This window comes from Xanthomonas sp. BRIP62418 (assembly GCF_003993495.1).
GTDB classification, from domain to species: Bacteria; Pseudomonadota; Gammaproteobacteria; order Xanthomonadales; family Xanthomonadaceae; genus Xanthomonas; species Xanthomonas euroxanthea.
In genome coordinates this window covers 157,704-178,217 of record NZ_QEZG01000033.1, presented here as the reverse complement: position 1 = coordinate 178,217, position 20,514 = coordinate 157,704, and the positions used below count along the sequence as shown (strand labels likewise).

General features: G+C 66.5%; 14 protein-coding genes. 4 read left to right on the top strand and 10 right to left on the bottom strand.

What is annotated here, in order from left to right:
• Positions 1–7 precede the first annotated feature (7 nt).
• Positions 8–1,798, top strand: a complete 1,791-nt coding sequence (locus EO174_RS08380) for a M28 family metallopeptidase (RefSeq protein ID WP_126943723.1) — start codon at positions 8–10, stop codon at positions 1,796–1,798.
• A gap of 329 nt (positions 1,799–2,127) precedes the next feature.
• On the opposite strand, the gene EO174_RS08375 is transcribed toward EO174_RS08380, so the two are convergent.
• The 4 genes from EO174_RS08375 to EO174_RS08360 form a co-directional block, all read right to left on the bottom strand.
• A complete protein-coding gene (locus tag EO174_RS08375) occupies positions 2,128–2,574 on the bottom strand; it encodes a PepSY domain-containing protein (protein ID WP_164739720.1) in 447 nt (148 codons plus the stop codon).
• Between the two features lie 291 nt (positions 2,575–2,865).
• Positions 2,866–3,927, bottom strand: a complete 1,062-nt coding sequence (locus EO174_RS08370) for a glycoside hydrolase family 5 protein (RefSeq protein ID WP_104586398.1) — start codon at positions 3,925–3,927, stop codon at positions 2,866–2,868.
• Positions 3,928–4,438: 511 nt separating this feature from the next.
• Complete coding sequence (locus tag EO174_RS08365) at positions 4,439–5,428, bottom strand: glycoside hydrolase family 5 protein (RefSeq protein WP_206515059.1); 990 nt, start codon at positions 5,426–5,428, stop codon at positions 4,439–4,441.
• 783 nt (positions 5,429–6,211) lie between these two features.
• Positions 6,212–7,285: a glycoside hydrolase family 5 protein gene (locus EO174_RS08360; protein WP_126943717.1), complete on the bottom strand. Its 1,074-nt coding sequence runs from the start codon at positions 7,283–7,285 to the stop codon at positions 6,212–6,214.
• A gap of 308 nt (positions 7,286–7,593) precedes the next feature.
• Here EO174_RS08360 and EO174_RS08355 point away from each other — a divergent pair, with 308 nt between their 5' ends.
• A complete protein-coding gene (locus tag EO174_RS08355; protein ID WP_104586240.1) occupies positions 7,594–8,652 on the top strand; it encodes an NAD(P)-dependent alcohol dehydrogenase in 1,059 nt (352 codons plus the stop codon).
• A gap of 183 nt (positions 8,653–8,835) precedes the next feature.
• Here EO174_RS08355 and EO174_RS08350 read toward each other — a convergent pair whose 3' ends face one another.
• The 4 genes from EO174_RS08350 to EO174_RS08335 form a co-directional block, all read right to left on the bottom strand.
• Positions 8,836–9,924, bottom strand: coding sequence for an acyltransferase (locus EO174_RS08350; protein ID WP_115675514.1), 1,089 nt, complete (start codon positions 9,922–9,924; stop codon positions 8,836–8,838).
• Between the two features lie 693 nt (positions 9,925–10,617).
• Positions 10,618–12,099, bottom strand: coding sequence for an FAD-dependent oxidoreductase (locus EO174_RS08345; RefSeq protein WP_115675515.1), 1,482 nt, complete (start codon positions 12,097–12,099; stop codon positions 10,618–10,620).
• A 129-nt stretch (positions 12,100–12,228) separates the two neighbouring features.
• Entirely contained in the window at positions 12,229–16,701 is a 4,473-nt protein-coding gene (gene gltB / locus EO174_RS08340) for a glutamate synthase large subunit (protein ID WP_126943714.1), read from the bottom strand.
• A gap of 202 nt (positions 16,702–16,903) precedes the next feature.
• A complete protein-coding gene (locus EO174_RS08335; protein ID WP_104586236.1) occupies positions 16,904–17,284 on the bottom strand; it encodes an I78 family peptidase inhibitor in 381 nt (126 codons plus the stop codon).
• Between the two features lie 59 nt (positions 17,285–17,343).
• Here EO174_RS08335 and EO174_RS08330 point away from each other — a divergent pair, with 59 nt between their 5' ends.
• Positions 17,344–18,645 (top strand): DNA topoisomerase IB, encoded by a 1,302-nt coding sequence (locus EO174_RS08330; protein ID WP_235858406.1) that lies wholly within the window; start codon positions 17,344–17,346, stop codon positions 18,643–18,645.
• A 2-nt stretch (positions 18,646–18,647) separates the two neighbouring features.
• Here the strand turns inward: EO174_RS08330 and EO174_RS08325 are convergent, their stop codons facing one another.
• The gene (locus EO174_RS08325; protein WP_232099144.1) at positions 18,648–19,211 is read right to left on the bottom strand and encodes a methyltransferase domain-containing protein; all 564 of its coding nucleotides are present in this window, start codon (positions 19,209–19,211) and stop codon (positions 18,648–18,650) included.
• Between the two features lie 349 nt (positions 19,212–19,560).
• Between EO174_RS08325 and EO174_RS22900 the strand changes: the two genes are divergently transcribed.
• Positions 19,561–19,974, top strand: a complete 414-nt coding sequence (locus EO174_RS22900; protein ID WP_164740138.1) for a hypothetical protein — start codon at positions 19,561–19,563, stop codon at positions 19,972–19,974.
• 131 nt (positions 19,975–20,105) lie between these two features.
• Here the strand turns inward: EO174_RS22900 and EO174_RS08315 are convergent, their stop codons facing one another.
• Complete coding sequence (locus EO174_RS08315) at positions 20,106–20,450, bottom strand: hypothetical protein (RefSeq protein ID WP_016901594.1); 345 nt, start codon at positions 20,448–20,450, stop codon at positions 20,106–20,108.
• Positions 20,451–20,514: the final 64 nt, after the last annotated feature.

Below are 20,514 nucleotides of genomic sequence, written 5' to 3'. Positions count from 1 at the left end.
AGTCCCGATGCCCCGCAAGATCCTGTTGTGCCTGGCCGCGACGCTGGCCCTGGCCGGCTGCAAGCGTGAACCCGCCGATGCGCCGAGCGCACCCGCCGCGCAGGTGCCGGCCGACAGCGCGCCCAGCGCCCCGGTCAGTCGCCACGCCTTCTCGCCGGAGCTGACGCCCGGCGACTTTGCCGAGCTGGTCAAGACGCTGGCCTCGGACGACTTCGAAGGGCGCGGCCCCGGGACTCCCGGCGAAGAGAAGACCGTCACCTACATCCGCGACCAGATGCAGCGCATCGGCCTGCAGCCGGGCAACGGCGACGGCTGGTTCCAGGACGTGCCGATGGTGGAAACCACCGCCGATGCGGCCACCGCGCCGACCCTGCGCAGCGGCGAGCAGACCCGTACCCTGGCCTTCGGCACCGACATCGTGGTCGGCACGCGTACCGGCCAGGCCGAGGTCAAGCTGGACAACAGCGAGCTGGTGTTCGTCGGCTACGGCGTGGATGCGCCCGAACAGCAGTGGAACGATTACGCCGGCCAGGACTGGAAAGGCAAGACGGTGGTGATGTTCGTCAACGACCCGGGCTTCCAGACCGGCGATACCACGCTGTTCGACGGCAAGCGCATGACCTATTACGGGCGCTGGACCTACAAGTTCGAAGAGGCCGCCCGCAAGGGCGCGGCCGCTGCGCTGATCGTGCACGACACCCCGGGCGCCAGCTACGGCTGGGACGTGGTGAAGAACTCCTGGGCCGGCCCGCAATACGACCTGCCGGCCAAGGACGATCCCGATCCGCGCCTGCCGGTGCAGGGCTGGATCAGCGCCGAGACCGCCAAGCAGCTGTTCGCCAATGCCGGGCTGGACCTGGCGCAGGCCTACAAGGACGCCAGCAAGCGTGGCTTCAAGCCGGTGCCGTTGAAGGCCAGCTGGTCGGTGGACCTGAAGAGCAGCATCGCCGAAAAGACCTCGCGCAACGTGGTCGGCGTGTTGCCGGGCACCAGCCACGCCGACGAGGCGGTGCTGTACATGGCGCACTGGGACCACCTGGGCAAGCATCCGGGCGAAAGTGGCGACAACATCTACAACGGCGCGGTGGACAACGCCACCGGCGTGGCCGGCATTCTCGAAATTGCCGACGCGTTCGCGCATCAGGATCCCAAGCCGGCGCGCTCGGTGGTGTTCGTGGCGGTGACGCTGGAGGAATCGGGCCTGCTCGGTTCCAAGTACTACGTGGCCAACCCGAGCTTTCCGCTGGACAAGATCGCGGCGGTGATCAACCTGGACGCGATGTCGGTGGCCGGGCGCGCACGCGATGTCACCGTGGTGGGCATGGGCAGTTCGGAGCTGGAAGACATCCTCAAGCCGATTGCCGCGATGCAGGGCCGCACCCTGCATGCCGAGGCCACGCCGCAAAGCGGCTCGTATTTCCGCTCGGATCACTTCAACTTCGCCAAGGCCGGCGTGCCGGCGCTGTATGCCGATGGCGGCGAAGACCTGCGCGAGGGCGGCACCGCGGCCGGCCGCGCGGCCGCCGAGGACTACGGGCGCAATCGCTATCACGCCCCTGGCGACGAATACGATGCGGCCACCTGGAAGCTCGATGGCACCATCGAAGACCTGCAGGCGGTGTATGGCGTAGGCAAGGAGGTGGCCGCCGGGCAGCGCTGGCCCAACTGGTATGCCGGCAACCCGTTCAAGGCGGCGCGCGACCGCATGATGGCCGGCAAGCCCGCTACGGGCGCCGAGGCGCCCGATACCGGCAAAGACACCGCTGCAGAGGGCAAGAAGGCAGCACCGACGCGTTGACCGGCGCCGGGACGGCACGCGTCATGCAGCCGGTGCATGGCCGGGTGGCGCGGTCTGTAAGGGCAGCGGCAGTGCGTCCGCGCATCGATCAGACGCGTATCGATCAAAACGCGAAGGGCCTCCTGGTGGAGGCCCTTCGCGTTGGGTGCGTCGTGACGGTTGCGGACCAGATCACGCTTGTTGCCGATGCAGCACGGTCGCGATAGTGCTGCGATGAATAGTGCATCGATGCACTACGATGCCTTTAACCGTGCTGCCGGCCGCGCGCTGCCCGCGCGCTGCCATCAAGCCAGCGGCATCATCTACGCCACTGGCTTCGGGCGTCCTGGTCAATCGTTGTCCACGCTGACCACGTGCCCGTCTTCCGGATCGACATGCAGCTCGACCTTCTGCCCGCCACGCTCGGCATCGGCGCTCCACAAGCCGTCTTCGAACTTGAGGTCGTGCACGTTGGAATAGCCGCCGGTCGACAGCGCGGCGCGGATATCGGCCTCGCTCAGCTTGGAGGTGGTCTGGTCGCCATAGACGCGGCCGGTGACCGGATCGATGCGTACGTCCACGTCCTTGCCGTCGCCGCTACGCGCGTCAGCGGTCCACACGCCATGCTCGAACTTGACGTCGTGCACCTTGGTGTAGCCCTTGCCGGTCAGCATGCTGGTGACCTCGCTGGAGGTCAGTGCCTTGGCCGGCTTGTCGGCGGCCGCTTGCGCAAATGCGCCCTGCGCCGCCACTGCCAGTGCGCCGATCAGCGCGGTCTTCATCAGTCGATATGCCATGTGATGCTCCTGCAGTGAAGTGCGCCCATGCTGGACGCGGCCTTATTGCTGTCAGGTGAAAGCCACTTCAAACGCGTTGCGAAAGTTCAGTGAGCTCAAGCTTTGGTGATGATGCGCCTGCGCTGCATGCGGTGGCACGCGCGGTCGTAAGAGGGCGTTGCGCAGTGGCACGTTGCGCTACCGCAACCGCATCATTCGCACTGTCCGACGACATGTGATCCGTGCGAAGGACGCAAAAAAGCGAGCCGCCTCGCGGCGGCTCGAGATTGACCTACAACCCTCTGCCTCACCTTACGGAATGGCGCGTGTGGCGCGAACGGCCTGGGGCGAGAGGATGGACATCTGCGGCCTGTCGGTGCCGTCCTTGTTGGGATGCACGCTGTACTCGTAACTGACATTCCACCACGAGCCGGCAGCCCACCACGTCCAGCCCGTCCAGACATCTGCATTGGTGTCGATATAGCGGAGCATGCCGCGCAGCGCTTCATTGCAGACCGGGTTGTTGCCGGTGCCGAATTCGCCCAGGAATCCGCGCTTGTGGTTGGTGCGCAACCACTCGGTGAAGCTGCGCAGGCGCTCGACACCGATGGTGGCACTGACGCAGACATTGGTGGTGCCGCTGGAGTCGGCATCCAGGTACTGATGCACCTCGAACGCGTAGCGATTGAGCGGATCGTAGATCGAGACCAATGCGGTTGCGTTGGAGTAACCATCGTTGGTGGGCGAATACCAGCTGTGCGCACCGGTCCACAATGCGCCCGGCACCAGGATCAGATTGTTCGCACCGGTGGCACGAATCGCATCGATGCCTGCCTGTGCAGTGGCTGCCCAGCCGCTGGCCGATACGCCGTTGGGCTCATTCATCAGCCCGAAGATCACGGCGTTGTCGCTGGGAAATACCAGCGCAAGGCGGCGCCACAGGTCGGCGAAGGTGGCGTTCGACACCTGGTCGCCGCCAATCTTGTAGCCGTAGTATTTGCCGTAATTGTGGATGTCCAGCACCAGGTACATGCCCGATGCCTTGGCGCGTGCCACGGCTTGCTTTACCAGAGCCAGTTGGGTCGGATCCAGTTCGCCGCGTGCACTCGGCTGCAGGCGTTCCCACAGCACCGGCAGGCGGATCGTATTCATGCCAACGCCGGCGAAATAGGTGTAATCGCTGGCCGGGGCATACATATAGTCCTTATTGAGGACACCGGGTTTCTTGGACGATGCAAATTCGGCGCCGGATAAATTGACGCCGGCATATTTCAGTGCGCGGGTTTGTGCGTAAACGGGTGCGAATGTGCCGAACAGGACGCAGAGCAGGGCGCAGCGGAAAATGGTGCGCAGCGTTTGAGAGACAGCAGACATAAAACAACTCCTTAGACGACGGGGATGGTGTGTCGCAGCGGGTTGCGTGCGATCTGCGCGAGGTGCGCCACACCTGTCGTAACCAATGCATCTGCCGTGCCTAATTGCCCACCACATCGCGTGTGAATTAAATGTGTTGGCTGGGTCGCAGTCACTTACCGCAGGGGTCACGTTCTGGAACAGCACGCTGTAACGCGCCGCGTTGACAAGCGGTCGCGCACGCTTGTCGGCACCGCCATCGCATGCATGGCGCTGTCGAAAAATCGGCGAATGGATGCGCTCGCCGTCAACGCTGCGACGTCGGGTCACTGACGCGGCAGCGCTGTTGCGCGCGCACACATGGCGAGCGCTAGCGCGCGCCGTGTGCTGGCGTTTTATTGCGGAAGGACTGTGCTCACCGCGGCCGGGCACGGTTGCTGCCTGGCATCGGCACGCACTGCGCGTGCATGCCGATGCCGGGTGCCTGCTGCGCCGCGTGCGACGGGTGACCCTCGCTCGCGGCGTGCTTCGACTAATGGGTGATGCGTTTTGCGCGCGCGCTCAGGATCGACATCTGCGGCTTGTCGCGGCCCTGCGCATCGGGATGCACGTTGAAGGGGTAGGTGCGGTTCCACCACGCGCCGGCGGCCCACCAGGTCCAGCCCAGCCACACGTCGCGGTTGGTCTCCAGATACCCCAGCATGCCGTTGAGTGCGCTGTTGCAGGTGGCGTTGTTGCCGGTGCCGAACTCGCCGAGAAATCCCTGCTTGTGATTGATGCGCAGCCATTGGGTAAAGCTGCGCAGGCGCTCGGCACCGACAGTGCTACTGACACACCCGGCGCTGGTGCCGCTGGAGTCCGTATCCAGGTATTGATGCACTTCGATGGCGTAGCGATTGAGCGGGTCGCGAATGGAAGCCAGCGCCACTGCGTTGGACTGGCCGGCAACGGTGGAGTACCAGCTGTGCGCGCCACTCCATAGCGCGCCGGGCACCAGGATCAGATTGTTGGCGCCGGTTTTGCGGATGGTGTCGATCGAGGCCTGCGCCGCGTTGGCCCAGGATTGCGGATTGATGTCGTAAGGCTCGTTCATCAGCCCGAAGATCACGCTGTTGTCGTTCTTGAAGGCGATTGCCAGGCGTCGCCACAGATCGTTGAAGGTGCTGATCGGCACGCGCGCACTGCCGATCTTGTTGCCGTAATACCTGGCGTAGTTGTGGATATCCAGGATCAGGTAGACCTTGGCGGCCTTGGCGTTGGCCACGGCCTGGCTGATCAGCGCCAGCTGCGCTGCATCCAGCTCGCCGCCGGCCTTGGGTTGCAGGCGTTCCCACAGGATCGGCAGCCGAATGATGTTCATGTGCTTGCCGGCGAAGTAGCGGTAATCGCTGGCGGCCGGATACAGGTAGTCGACGTTGAGCACCCCGGGCTTTTGCGAGGATTTGATCTCGGCACCGGACAGATTGACGCCTGCGTACTTCAGGCGGTTCTGTGCATGTGCCAAGGGCACGCCTGCAAGCAGCACGCTGGCAAGCAGCAGCAATGACAACGCACGGCTGGACAGCCGGCGCGTCGGAGTGGGGGAGGGCAACATGGGTGACTCCTGAAGCATTCGCGGGGGAGATGCATGGCCCGGCGAACCTGCCACGGGCATGAAGACACTGCATCGCGCTTCACCCTAAGCGCATCCGGACATTCAAACTACGAATGCGAGATATCACTTAATTCGAGCTGTGAGCCACTCCGCAGTTATTGCCAAACATGCACACGCTTTGTTGTGGTAAAGCGACGCCACGCAGTCACGCGCATTGCAGGCCGGGTGCACTCTGCGCCGCACGGCTGCGGAAACACCGTGCATCCGGCCTGCCTGGAGGCGGCTGTTGTGCGATCGCAATGCTGCAGGTGATGACGTCGCGCGTGGCGGCCACGCAGATCGCAGTCGCGACGCGCTGCCCTGCGCAGGGCGATCGTCGGAACGCAAAAGCGCGGCGCGTGCGACCGCGGTGCGACGCGCTGGGATCAGCACGCCGGCACGCGCAACTATCACCTGGTGCGATCGCGGAACTTGGTATGTGCCATGTGCAGCGCGTGCGTTGTGGGCTGCGTCATGCGTCCGGCAGCGGACCGCCAATGCGCATCCTGCGACACGCTGAGTGCGCTGGTGTCTGCCAGCGATGCAGCGCGCTGCAGGCAATCGTCGGCGGATCCCATCGCTTCTCCGTGGCAGGACATGGACGATGGCACGCAAAAAAAACGGTGGCCGCAGCACAGGCTGCGACCACCGTGATCGACCCGCCCGCGTGGGCTACTTGGTCGCGCGGCGTGCGTACTTGCTCAGAATCGACATCTGCGGCTTGTCGCTGCCGTCCTTGCCCGGCTGCACGGTGAAGAAGTACTCCGGCTTCCACCATGCGCCAGCGGCCCACCAGGTCCAGCCCAGCCACACGTCGCTGTTCTTTTCCATGTAGGTCAGCATGCCTTCCAGTGCCTGGTCACAGACCGGGTTGTTGGCGGTGCCGAATTCGCCCAGGAAGCCCTTCTGCTTGTTCTCGCGCAGCCAGGCGGTGAAGCCGCGCAGCTTCTCTTCGCCGACCGTGGCGCTGGTGCACACCGGCTTGGTGCCGCTGTAGTCGTTGTCCAGATATTGATGCGCTTCGAAGGCCAGGTTGTTGCCCGGGTCCTTGAGGATTTCCAGGGCCTTGGCATTGGAGACGCCGTAGCTGGCGCTGCGCCAGCTGTGTGCGCCGCTGTAGGCGGTGCCCGGCACCAGGATCAGGTTCCTGGCGCCGGTCTTGCGGATGGCGTTGATCGCGCCCTGCGCCGCGGTCGCCCAATCGGTGGCGGAAATGCCGTTGGGCTCATTCATCAGCCCGAAGATCACCGACGCGTCGTCCTTGAATTCGAGCGCGAGCCGGCGCCACAGGTCCGCGACCGCCGCGGTGGGCACCTCGCTGCTGCCGATGCGCTTGCCGTTGTACTTGGCGTAGTTGTGCACATCCAGGATCAGGTACTGCTTGTTGGCCTTGGCCGCCGCCACCGCTTTCTTCAGCAGCGCCAGTTGCGCCGGGTCCAGGTCGCCGCTGAGCTGCGGTTGCAGGCGCTCCCACAAAAACGGCAGGCGAATCGTATTCATGCCCTTGCCGGCGAAGTAGCTGAAATCCGATGCGGACGGGTAGGTGTAGTCCTTGAACAGGGTGCCGGGTTTCTTGCGTGAGTTGAACTCGGCGCCGGACAGATTGACGCCGACATACTTCAGGCCGCTGGACTGCTTGTCAGGATGGCCAGGCTCCTTGGCGTGCGCCAGCGGCATCGTGGCCAGCAGGGTCAGTGCGAGTGCAGCGCTGCGCAAGGATGGGAACGTGGGGGGAGAACGGAACATGGAAGCCTCCTTCGGCATCGACGTAGGCGGCCGCAGGGGGAGGGCACGGCCAGCAGGGATGGTGCAGGTCAGGACGGTGGTTGGTCAGCGTAGAAGCTCCGGCGTTAGCGCACCATTCACGCCGGCAACGGCGATTTGATCGCGTACAAACACCTGCAGGGCGCACCATGCCGCTGCGGTCGCGTCCGCAACCCGACAGGCAAGACGCACTGTCGCAGGAGTGCGACAGGCGCCTGTCTTAAGCTACAACCCGATTTCTTTTGTCGTCCGCACTGTCGCGGGGGACGTCACATCCCGGAGTCTTTCCCATGAGCCAAGCCCACGCTTACGCCGCACACACTGCCGATCAGCCGCTTGCACCATTCGTGTTCGAACGACGCGCGCCCGGCCCCAACGATGTGCAGATCGATATTGCCTACTGCGGCGTGTGTCACTCGGATCTGCATACCGCACGCAACGAATGGCAGAACACACGCTACCCGTCGGTGCCCGGCCACGAGATCGTCGGCCGCGTCACTGCGGTCGGTGATGCGGTCACCGGCTTCAAGGTCGGCGACCTGGCCGGTGTCGGCTGCATGGTCGACAGCTGCCGCAGCTGCGCGTCCTGCCAGGAAGGCGAAGAGCAGTATTGCGAGCAGGGCTTCACCGGCACCTATAACGGTCCGATGTTCGGGGGTGGCGAGAACACCTACGGCGGCTATTCGGACCACATCGTGGTCGATCAGAAGTACGTGCTGCGCATCTCGCACAGCGACAACCTGGCCGCCGTTGCCCCGTTGCTGTGCGCCGGCATCACCACCTATTCGCCGCTGGCGCACTGGAAGGTCGGTCCCGGTCAGAAGGTGGGCGTGGTCGGTCTGGGCGGCCTGGGCCACATGGCGGTGAAGATCGCCAAGGCGATGGGCGCCACGGTGGTGCTGTTCACCACCTCCGAGAGCAAGCGCGCCGATGCGCTGCGCCTGGGCGCCAGCGAAGTGGTGATCTCCCGGGACGAGGCGCAGATGGCCGCGCAGACCAACACGCTGGATTTCATCCTCAACACCGTGGCCGCGCCGCACAACCTGGACCCGTTCCTCAATGCGCTCAAGCGTGACGGGGCGATGGTGCTGGTGGGCGTGCCCGAGGAATCGCACCCGTCGCCGAGCGTGTTCAACCTGATCATGAAGCGCCGCACGCTGGCCGGTTCATTGATCGGCGGCATTCGCCAGACCCAGGAGATGCTGGATTTCTGCGCCAAGCACAACATCGTCTCGGACATCGAAACCATCCGCGCCGATCAGATCAACGAGGCCTATGAGCGCATGCTCAAGAGCGACGTGAAGTACCGCTTCGTGATCGACATGGCCACGCTGGACAAGGCGGCCTGATGGCCCGACCTGCCGCCTTGTCACAGGGCGGCAGGGCGTTTGCCGGCGCTGCGCTCGGCCCTAGGTGATGCTCGCGCGCATCACCTGGGGTTTTGCACTGCAGGTGGTGCGTGACCGCACGACATCGGTCGTATCAGTTGGATCGATGGCGCCGGTGAGCGGCACCATCGGCACGCATGCCCACTAGGCGGACACCGGTGAGCCGTGCAGCGTGCCGACGGCAGGCAACGCGCTGCGTGGGCGGCGGACCGGCATCGGTGCGGAGAACAGCAGGTTCAGCGCAGGCAGGCGGCCGGGCACGCGCAGCAGGCACAGCACGGCCGGGACCAGTACGCCGACCCCCAGCAAGGCAAAGAACAGCACCGCTCCCTCGTCGATCCAGCGCGGCAGCAGATAGGCCAGCACTATGAAGGGCGGAAAGTGGCTCAGGTAGAACACCACCGAGTTGCGGCCCACATAGCGGATCGCCTGCGCGGCCGGTTGCCGGTTCGCCCACATCGCCACAGCGACCAGCAGTGGCAGCGCGATCACCACCAGCGGCAGGTAGCCGATCCAGATGCCATGCAGCGCGGTGAGATTGGCGATCAGCACGATGGCGCACAGGCTCAGGCACGACAGCGGCCAGATCCAGCGCGGCGCCTGCCGCAGCAGTGCCGGCACCCGGCCGGCCAGCAGCGTGCCGATGTAGAAGAACGCAAAGTAATAGAACGGATCTGCGCCCTGGCGCAGCAGCGGACCCAGGCAGACCGAGCCCAGCACGGTCGCGGCCAGCACCAATGGCGGCGGCAGCCGACGCAGCAAGGGCATCAGCACCAGGAACACGAACAGGTAGAACAGGAACCAGGTCAGCGCCACGTTGCCGACCGCGATCTTGCCCAGATCCAGCCAGGCGATGGGTTCGGCCTTGGCCAGCACCGAGCCTGCCTCGCGCAGGGCGAAGATCAGCACCGACCAGAGCAGGTACGGGTACAGCACGTGCCGCAGCTTGCCGCCAAGGTAGGGTGCGATGCCCTTGTCCAGCCCGCGCGCGACGAACAGGCCCGACAGCAGGAACATCAGCTGCATGCGCAGCGGTGCCAGCGAGCGGTTGAGGTGCTCAATGGACAGCATCAGGGCACTGGCTTGCTCGGTCGCGCCGCCGCGCAGTTCCGGGTAGGCATCGAAGGCGAAGCCATAGGCGTGCAGCACGATCACCATCAATACGCTGGCGCCGCGGAGCCAGTCCACCCAGTCGTCGCGTCCATGTTGGCTGGTAGCGAGTTGCTGCGTCATAAGGTTGCTTCCTTGGTGAGGCCCACGGCTTCGCCGCCGCGTGGCGCGGCGACACGTGAACGAGGTCTGGAGTCCACGGCGGCGGCGTTGCCCGCACCCGGGATGGAACCGACTGCCGTCACTGCCCGGCACCTCCAGGTCGGCGCAGAACGTCCTGCGCGTCGGGGGTGATTGATTGGGCCGGTGCTACATGGCGGCAGAAGATATGTGACTTAAATCACACTTCCACAGGGGGTGCAATCGTCGAGGCTGCAGATCGCGGCAGCCCTGCGGGCATGCCGATTGCGGGCGCTGGCGTGCGTGCAGCGCGTCAAATGGCGGCCGGACGCTTGCGTCTGCCGCCACCGCGCACCGGCCGGCGCGTGCTGAGCGCGAGGCCAATGGCGGAGCCACGTGGTGTGTTCGTCGCGCGCTGCGGGTCGGACCGGACACGCCCGTGCGGAGGCGAAGCTGGCTTGCGCCTGGAGGCGCCTGGAGGCGCCTAGAGGCGTCCGGCGGCGTGGCAGGCAGGTGCGCGCCTGGCCTTGCGCCAGGCGCAGGCGATTACTGCGTCGCGCATGCGGGCGCTTTCCCGCGCCGTGGATACGCTGCAACGCGCAGCGTCATCCAGTCTTGCCGCGCAGGCCGCATGCGGCTTGCCTGGAGGCAACGCGACAGCCAGCGCCGGGCACCGAGCCCACGCGCTGGCCACACTCAGGCGGCGGCCGGTTCCTTGACCTGCGCCTTGACGCCCAGCAGCTGCACGATGCTGCCGGCCGCGTCGCGGCCTTCGGCCACGGCGGTGACCACCAGGTCGGCGCCACGCACGCAGTCGCCACCGGCGAACAGGCGCGGGTTGCTGGTCTGGTAGGGCAGGCGGCCGTTGTCATCGGCCGGTGCGACGATGCGGCCGTTGCTGCCGGCTTCCACGCCCTGCGAGGCCAGCCAGTCGGGCAGGGTCGGCGAGAAGCCGAACGCGATGATCACTACGTCCGCTTCCAGCAGCGATTCGCTGCCTTCCACCGGCACCGCGTTGCGACGCCCGCTGGCATCGGGGTCGCCGAGCCTGGTCTCCACCACGGTGACGCCGATGGCCTCGTCGTCGGCGCCGGATTCGATCGACAGCGGCTGCCGGTTGAACAGGAAACGCACGCCTTCCTCGCGCGCGTTGGCGACCTCGCGCGCCGAGCCCGGCATGCTGGCCTCGTCGCGGCGGTACGCGCAGGTGACCTTGGCCGCGCCCAGGCGGATCGCGCTGCGCACGCAGTCCATGCCGGTGTCGCCGCCGCCCAGCACCACCACGCGCTTGCCGTTGAGATCGGGCAGCGCCATCTGGTCTTCCCAGCCGGCGATCGGCCGGCCGTGCGGGTCGTTGCCGCTGACGATGCGGCTGTTCTGCACCAGGAACGGCAACGCCGGCAGCACATTCTTCAGGTCCTGCCCGGGCAGCCCGCCATCGGTGTAGCGGTAGGCGCCGGTGCCCAGGAACACCGCGTCGTATTCGCCCAGCAACTGCTCGATGCTGATGTCGCGGCCCACTTCCACGCCCAGGCGGAACTGCACGCCCATGCCTTCGAGAATCTCGCGGCGCTTGCCGATCACCGACTTGTCCAGCTTGAAGCTGGGGATGCCGAACTGCAGCAGCCCGCCGATCTGCTCGTAGCGGTCGTAGACCACCGCCTCGATCCCGGCACGCACCAGGCGGTCCGCGCAGGACAGGCCGGCCGGGCCGGCGCCGATCACCGCTACCCGCCAGCCGCTCGGCTGCACATTGCCCAGGTCCGGGCGCCAGCCCATCTTGAACGCGGTATCGACGATGTATTTTTCCACCGCGCCGATGGTGACCGCGCCGAATTCCTCCAGCGTGCAGCTGCCTTCGCACAGGCGATCCTGCGGACACACCCGCCCGCACACTTCCGGCAGCGGGTTGGTGGAATGGCACAGCGCGGCGGCTTCTTCGATGCGGTTTTCCTGCACCAGCTGCAGCCACTGCGGGATGGCGTTGTGCACCGGGCATTTCCAGCTGCAATACGGATTGCCGCAGTCCAGGCAACGGCCGGACTGGTACTGCGCGTCGGCCTTGTCGAACTTGCCGTACAGCTCGCCCCAGTCACCGGAGGTACGCAGCTCCACCGGAATGCGCGTGGGCATGGTCCGGGGCAGGTCGAGGAATTGGAAGGCTTGCTTGCGGCTCATAAAAGAAATCCGTGGCTGATTCCCTTCTCCCGCGTGCGGGAGAAGGTGCCCCGAAGGGGCGGATGAGGGTTGCGGGCCACCGGCCCTCACCCCCGACCCCTCTCCCGCGAGCGGGAGAGGGGAGCACGACTAGGCGGCGCGCCGTAGCGACTCGGTCAGCGACTCGATGCTGGCGGCCTTGGGTTTGACCAGCCAGAACTTGCCGATGTAGTCGCGGAACTCGTCCAGGATCTGCTGCGCCCAGATGCTGCCGGTCAGTTCGCGGTGGCGGCTGATCAGGGTGTGCAGGTGCTGGCGATGGTTCTCGAAGCCCTCGGCGGAGACGCGGTGGATGTCGATCAGCTCGTGGTTGTAGCGGTCCACGAAGTCGCGTTCGATATCCAGCACATAGGCCAGCCCGCCGGTGAAGCCGGCGCCGAAGTTCAGGCCGACCTTGCCCAGCACCAGCACCACGCCGTCGGTCATGTATTCGCAGCAGTGGTCGCCTGCGCCTTCCACCACCGCCAGCGCACCGGAGTTGCGCACCGCAAAGCGCTCGCCGGCGCGGCCGGCCGCGAACAGCTCGCCGCCGGTGGCGCCGTACAGGCAGGTGTTGCCCACGATCGGCGTGCTGCGCGCCTCGAAGCGCGCACCGCGCGGCGGACGCACCACCAGCCGGCCGCCGGCCATGCCCTTGCCGACATAGTCGTTGGCTTCGCCTTCCAGCTCCAGCTGCAGGCCACCGGCGTTGAATGCGCCAAAGCTCTGCCCGGCGGTGCCGCGGAAGCGCAGGTTCAACGGCGCATCGCTCATGCCGTGGTTGCCGTGCACGCGCGCGATGGCGCCGGACAGGCGTGCGCCGATCGAGCGGTCGGTGTTGTGGATCAGGAAGCGATGGTCGCCGCCGGTCTTGTTGGCGATCGCATCGGCCAGCAGGCCGTCCATCTGCGTGGCCAGGCTGTCGGGCGATTCGTACAGGCGCTGGGCCGCGCAATGGCTGCCGTCGTAGCGCGCATGGGTGAGCAGGCGCGACAGATCGACCTTGACCCCGGCACGCGGCGAGACCTCCAGCTGTTCGAGCAGGTCGGTGCGGCCGACGATGTCGTCCAGCGACCGCACGCCCAGGTAGGACAGCCACTGGCGCACTTCCTCGGCCAGCAGACGGAAGAAATGCTCCACGCGCTCGGGCAGGCCGGTGAAGTAGTTCGCGCGCAGGCGCTCGTCCTGGGTGGCCACGCCGGTGGCGCAGTTGTTGAGGTGGCAGATGCGCAGGTACTTGCAGCCCAGCACGATCATCGGCGCGGTGCCGAAGCCGAAGCTGTCCGCACCCAGCAGCGCGGCCTTGACCACGTCCAGGCCGGTCTTCAGGCCGCCGTCGGTCTGCAGGATGGTGCGCTCGCGCAGGTCGTTGGCCACCAGCGCCTGGTGCGACTCGGCCACGCCCAGTTCCCACGGCACGCCGGCATAGCGGATCGAGCTGACCGGGCTGGCCCCGGTGCCGCCGTCATGGCCGGACACGGTGATCAGGTCGGCGCCGGCCTTGACCACGCCGGCGGCAATGGTGCCGACGCCGGCATGCGCGACCAGCTTCACCGAGACCAGCGCGGTCGGATTGACCTGCTTGAGGTCGTAGATCAGCTGGGCCAGGTCCTCGATCGAGTAGATGTCGTGGTGCGGCGGCGGGCTGATCAGGCCGATGCCGGGCTTGGCGTAGCGCAGCCGCGCGATCAGCTCGTTGACCTTGTGGCCGGGCAGCTGGCCGCCTTCGCCGGGCTTGGCGCCCTGGGCGACCTTGATCTGCAGCACTTCGGCGTTGACCAGGTATTCCGGGGTCACGCCGAAACGGCCCGAGGCCACCTGCTTGATCTTGGAGCGCTTCTCGGTGCCGTAGCGGGCCGGGTCTTCGCCGCCTTCGCCGGAATTGCTGCGCCCGCCCAGGCGGTTCATCGCAATGGCCAGTGCTTCGTGCGCCTCGGGCGACAGCGCGCCCAGGCTGATCGCGGCGGTGTCGAAGCGGCGCAGCACATCGGCCGCGGGGGCGACCTCGTCCAGCGGGGTCGGGGTGGCGGCACGCTTGAGCTGGACCAGATCACGCAGCGTGGAGGCCGGGCGCGCATGTACCGCGTCGACGTACTTCTGCCAGTCGCCGGCATCGCCGGTGCGGGTGGCGCGCTGCAGCGTCATGACCACGTCCGGGTTGTACATGTGGTACTCGCCGCCGTGCACGTACTTGAGCAGGCCGCCCACTTCCGGCTTGAGCTGGTCGTTCCAGGCGCGTGCGGTGAGCTCGCGCGCCTCGGTGTCCAGCCGCGCCAGGCCCACGCCGCCGATGCGGGCGGGCGTTTCGGCAAAGCACAGCTCCACCACGTCCGGGTCCAGCCCGACGATCTCGAACAACTGCGCGCCGCGGTAGCTGGCGATGGTGCAGATGCCCATCTTGGAGATGATCTTGGACAGGCCCTTGTAGATGCCCTTGCGGTAGCGGCGGCCGATCTGCGACTGCTCGCCGCCCTTGCTCAGCTGCAGGATGCCGCGCCGGCCCAGGTCGAACAGCGTCTGGTAGGCCAGGTACGGATACACCGCGGTAGCGCCGAAGCCGAGCAGGCAGGCCATGTGGTGCGCATCGCGCGCGGTGCCGGTCTCGATGATCAGGTTGACGTCGCAGCGCAGGCCCACCTTGCACAGGTGGTGATGCACCGCGCCGGTGGCCAGCAGCGCATGCGCCATCGGCCGGTCCGGCACCGGGTAGCGGTCCGACAGCAACAGCATCACCGCACCGGCGCGCGCGGCCGCTTCCACTTCCTGGCAGATGCGTTCCAGGCCGGCCTTGAGGCCTTCCTCCACGCTGTAGGACAGGTCGATCAGGCGGTTGCGCTCGACGTACTGCTCCATCTTCAGCAGCTGGCGCAGCTTGCGCTGGCTGAGTACCGGCGAGTTGAGGATGACGTGGTTCACCGTCTCCGCGCCGGCATGGAAGATGTTGGTTTCCTTGCCGAGCTGGGTGGTGAGCGACATCGCGATGCCTTCGCGCAGCGGGTCGATCGGCGGGTTGGTGACCTGCGCGAAGGCCTGGCGGAAGTAGTCGTACAGCGGCCGGGTCTGGCGGCTGAGCACCGCCATCGGGGTGTCGTCGCCCATCGAGCCGGTGGCTTCCTGCTCGGTCTCGGCCAGCGGGCGCAGGATCTGCTCCACTTCCTCGGTGCTGAGCTGGAACAGCTTGTGGTAGCTGCGCAGGGTCTGCTCGCTGAAGGGTTCTTCCACCAGCGAGGGGTCGATCAGTTCGGTCTGCAGGTAGGTCACGCCCTGCTGCAGCCATTGCTTGTAGGGTGCGCGCGCACGGTTGATGCGGTCGATGGCGTCCGAATCGAGCAGGTCGCCGCGCTTGAGATCGATCGCCATCATCTCGCCCGGGCCCAGCTTGCCCTTGCGGGTGATGCGCTCGGCCGGCAGTTTCCACACGCCGGCCTCGGAGGCCACCAGGAAATGGCGGTCGGAGGTCAGCATCCAGCGCGCCGGGCGCAGCCCGTTGCGGTCGAGCATGCAGGCGGCATAGCGGCCGTCGCAGGCGACGATGCCGGCCGGGCCATCCCAGGGCTCGGTGTTGAGGCCGTAGAACTCATAGAACGCAGCCAGGTCGGCGTCCTTGAACTCCAGCGACTGGGTCGCCGGCGGTACCAGGATGCGCAGCGCCTGCAGCAGGTCCATGCCACCGGCGATCAGCAGCTCCAGCATGTTGTCCAGGCTCTGCGAATCGGAGCCGTGCATGGAGATCACCGGGTCGAACTGCGCGATATCGAAGCGCGGGGTCTGCCACACCTTGCTGCGCGCCTGCGCCCAGCGGCGATTGCCTTCGATGGTGTTGATCTCGCCGTTGTGGGCGAGCAGGCGGAACGGATGCGCCAGCGGCCAGCGCGGCAGCGTATTGGTGGAAAAGCGCTGGTGGAACACGATTGCGCTGGAGGACAGGTCGCTGCGCTGCAGGTCCGGGTAGAACGTGCTCAGCTTGTCCGGCAGCACCATGCCCTTGTAGCTGATGCCGTTGGGCGACAGGGTGGTGACATAGAAGTCCGCCACCTCGCGCAGCACCTGCTCGGCGCGGCGGCGCGCCAGAAACAGCGCCAGGGTGAAGCCGTCCTCGCTCTGTTCGGCACCGGCATCGACGAAGACCTGCTCGATGCGCGGCAAGGTGTCGCGCGCCAGCTGGCCGCACACGCTGTCGTCGGTGGGTACCACGCGCCAGCCGCGGAACTGCACACCGGCGGCGTGCAGCTGGGTTTCCAGTTCGGTACGGCAGCGCGCCGCATCGCTCTCGTCCAGCGGCAGGAACACCACGCCGGCCGCGTAGCGCGTGCCCACGGTGATGCCGGCATCGCGCGCCAGCCCGCGCAGGAACGCATCGGGTTTGCGGATCAGCAGACCGCAGCCATCGCCGGTGAGCCCGTCGGCCGCCACGCCGCCGCGGTGGGTCATGCGCGAGAGTGCCGCAATCGCGGTGTCCACCAGCGAGCGGGATGGTTGGTCGTCCAACTGGGCGACCATGCCAAAACCACAGGCGTCGCGCTCATCGCGCGCGCTGTTGTAGAGACCGTAGTCGTTGAGCCCTTGGCGAGTGCGGGGGGCCATGTCTGCCTCTTTGCGATCTGGGAGAGCGGCGACGACGTTGCAGCGCTCGATCCGTGGAGCGTTTCGAAGAGGTCACCGGATAATCGACTAGACCACAGTTGATGCGGTGCCGCAATACACCGTTACAGCTGCAACGAGGGCGGCCGCGAGGCCTTGTGCCAGCTGGCTCGGCGCCTGTTCGCCAACAGGCGCCAGGTGGCGCTCAGCCGCAACGCACCGAGGCGATCACGTTCTTGGCATCCACTTCCAGGTTGAGCCGCTCGCCGTTGAACTCCATCGTGGTCATCTGGCCGGGTTTGAGCACGCGCACCGATTTGGCGCCGGCATCGGTGCGGGCCTGTTCGCTCACCGCGTCGGTCAGCGCCTGGCCCACCAGCGACTGCACCTGGGTGGCATCGCAGCTGCCGATCGGCGGCGCCTCGGGCGCGGCGGCCGGCGCCGGCGCGGCGGCTTGTTCGGCGGCTTGCTGCGCCTTGGCGGAGACGGCTTCCTGCTCGTCCGGTTGCGGCGAGCCGCAGGCACTCAATGCCGCCAGCACGACCAAGGTACAAGCCAGGCGGGCGGTAGGCAGGACAGCGCGCATCGATAACTCCAGCACAGTGAGGGGATGCCCAAGCATAAGCAGAAAACCCGCTCGCGGGCATCGCTTGCCCACATGGCGTTGTCGCAGCGTTGACGCGGCCTAGTCCCGCCCGGCCCAACAATCGGCGCCTGTCCTTCGATCCGTGCGCAATGAAAGCCAAACGTGTTCTTCGCAATGCCGCAGCCACCGCCAGTGCGGCCGGCAAGCTGGCCTCCGTTGCCGCCGGCGCGGTGGCCGCCACGGCCGCGGTGGCGAGCGTGGCCGCGGTCGCGCAGGCCAAGGCCACCGCGCGCGCGGCCGGGCTCACCTACGTCAACGATCAGCAGCCCGGCATCAGCCGCCGCAAGGCCGGCAAGAGCTTCAGTTACCGCAGCGCAGACGGGCAGCGCGTGGCCGATGCGGAGACCTTGCAGCGCATCCGCGCCCTGGCCATTCCGCCGGCATATACCGAGGTGTGGATCTGCGCCAAGCCCAACGGCCATCTGCAGGCCACCGGGCGCGATGCGCGCCGGCGCAAGCAGTACCGCTACCACGCCGATTGGGCGCAGGTGCGTGGCGAAGGCAAGTTCGAACGGGTGATCGCCTTCGGCCAGGCGTTGCCCAAGCTGCGCCGCCGGCTGCGTCGCGATCTGGTCCTGCCGGGCTTTCCGCGCGAGAAGGTGCTGGCGATCGTGGTGGCGTTGCTGGCCGACACCCTGGTGCGCGTGGGCAACGCCGAATATGCGCGCAGCAATCGTTCCTACGGGCTGACCACCTTGCGCAACCGGCATATGGAATTCCTGCGCGGCGGACGTGCGCGGCTGAAGTTCCGCGGCAAGAGCGGCCAGGATCACGATATCGAGGTGGACGACAAGCAGCTGGTCAAACTGATCCGCGAATGCCAGCAATTGCCCGGGCAATCGCTGTTCCAGTACCGCGATGACGACGGCCAGCTGCAACCGGTGGATTCGGGCGAGGTCAACGACTACCTGCGCGAAGCGATGGGCGAGGATTTCACCGCCAAGGATTTCCGCACCTGGGGCGGCACGCTGGCCGCGCTGCAACGGCTGGCACGCCTGCCACTGCCCGAGCGCATGAGCGAACGCGCGCTGACCCAGGTGCAGAACGACGTCATTCGCGAAGTGGCCAACGCGCTGGGCAACACGCCCTCGGTATGCCGCAAGGCCTACATCGACCCATGCGTGTTCGAAGGCTGGCGTGCCGGCCACTTGCAGGCCATGGCCACCGGCGTGCGCGGCGAGCGCCAGTGGGAAGCGGCCACGCTGCGCTTTCTGACCGACTCGCGCAGCAAGCCAGGCAAGACCAGCAGCAAACCTCGCAAGGCGGCCGGGGCGCGCCCGCGCCGTGCAGCATCGGCCTGAGGCTATCGTCGACAGGCGCGATGCTGGATGCGGTAGGTCGTCGCAGGCGGCACGTTACGGTAGGTGCGCCCGATCCTGACGGCCTCCAGATCCAGCGCGTCGAGTATCTGCGCCGGAACCGAGCACTTGAATCCGTAGGTAAACAAGTACAGCCGGCCGCCGGGCTTCAACTGCAGGAAGGCGCCACGCAGGATCGCGGCCACCTGATGCGCCGGCATGTTCAACAAGCCAAGGCCGCAGACCACGGCATCGACGCAGGCTCCATCGATGCGGGGTACCGATTCGAGATCGGCAACATCCATCTGCAGCAAGCGTGCGTGTGGAAAGCGCTGCCTGAGCAACGCGGAGAAGGTGGCGTTGTATTCGAGCAGGATGAGGTTCTTTTCCCGCACGCCCTTGTCGATCATTGCCTGAGTGAACACGCCGGTGCCCGGCCCGAGTTCGAGAACGCGGCCGGTCTGTTCCGACAACTCGGATGTGATGACGGAGGCGAGTGCGCGTCCGGAGGGGAGTATCGCGGCAACGGAGCAGGGTGCGGTGAGCCATTCGCGAAAAAACGACGTCATATACGAACGAGCCATCTATCCTCACAACATTGAAAGAGTTCGTTCAAACCGTAGCTGCGCATATCGGTGCAAATGCGCGATCGTGCGAAAAACAAGGCTAAAGCAAGACGCTGTCCGCCGTCTGTCCTGACTGCGAATCGGCCACGAGAGTTCAGGTTCTTATCAGCATTGGCGCCATGGCAAGGCCACGTTGGCACTGCACTGATGACGTCATCAAAGAGCAGGTGTCTGGGTGATCGTCGCTGCAGGCGATGGCCTGGTGCAGTGCGCCGCGCTTGCACGAACGCCTGCATCGCACAGGCGGGCGACAGCCAAACTGCGCGGTGGGCACAGCGCGTCAATCATGCAGATGCTGCGCACCGACAGCAGCGGCGATGGCGCGCCGCTGCGCACCATGCCGGACAACTGGCAGGTCATGCTCGGGTGTGCAGGCACGCGCGCATCCAGGCGATTTGCACGCACTGTCCAATTGACGCGTGCATCGCACGATGGTCTGGCGTCGTCATCCGGCGTGCGGTGTTGGCAATGGACTGCAGGCCGGGCGAGATCAGCCGCCACGGCCGGCAGCGCGATCGCGCTGAGCGCCGATCCCTGGGGAGCTGCCATGGCGCCGACCAAGGCGATGCCTGCATCCGGCCGCCGCATCGAACATGTTGCTGATCCACTGAAGCGTGATCAGCACAGTGGCGACGATTGGCTGCATGCTGCCGCCTGCCGCACCGGCGGCTGGGACCAACGCCAGTTCCGTCAGCCCATGGGATAGCGCTCAGCGGTGTGGTTGGCCGGTTCGCCAGCGTGGGGTCTGGGCGTGGTCCGGCAGTTGCAGGCAACGTGGTGCCTGCGCGCTACGCGTGGCCGCCCGAGGTGGGGCGGCCACGATGCCGGGGGCCAGTCTTAGCCGCAGTAGATCGCGGTGATGTTGTTGTTCGGGCCGGTCTCGACGGTGAGGTGATCGCCGCCGCTTTCGCTGGCGCCCTGTGCCGGGTCGGCCAGGCCGCTGGCAGTGGTGCCGCCGGTAGCGCGTTCGCCGCGGCGCACGCTGACCTGCAGGCTGTCGCTGTCCACACGCGCCCGTTCGATGGTCTGCGCTGCAGCGGCCAGGCCGACCGCGCCGCGCACCTTGTCGATATGGCACTGGCCGGAGATGGCCCCATCGATGGGCTGCACCTGCGCAACCTGGTTGGAGGCACAGGCCGAGAGCAACAACACGGCAGCGAGCGGGGCGAGGGTGCGGATCATCGGGGGTCTCCAGCGGAAGAATGTGGCAAGCGTGAAGAACCCGTTGTTGGCGTGGCATGAAGAC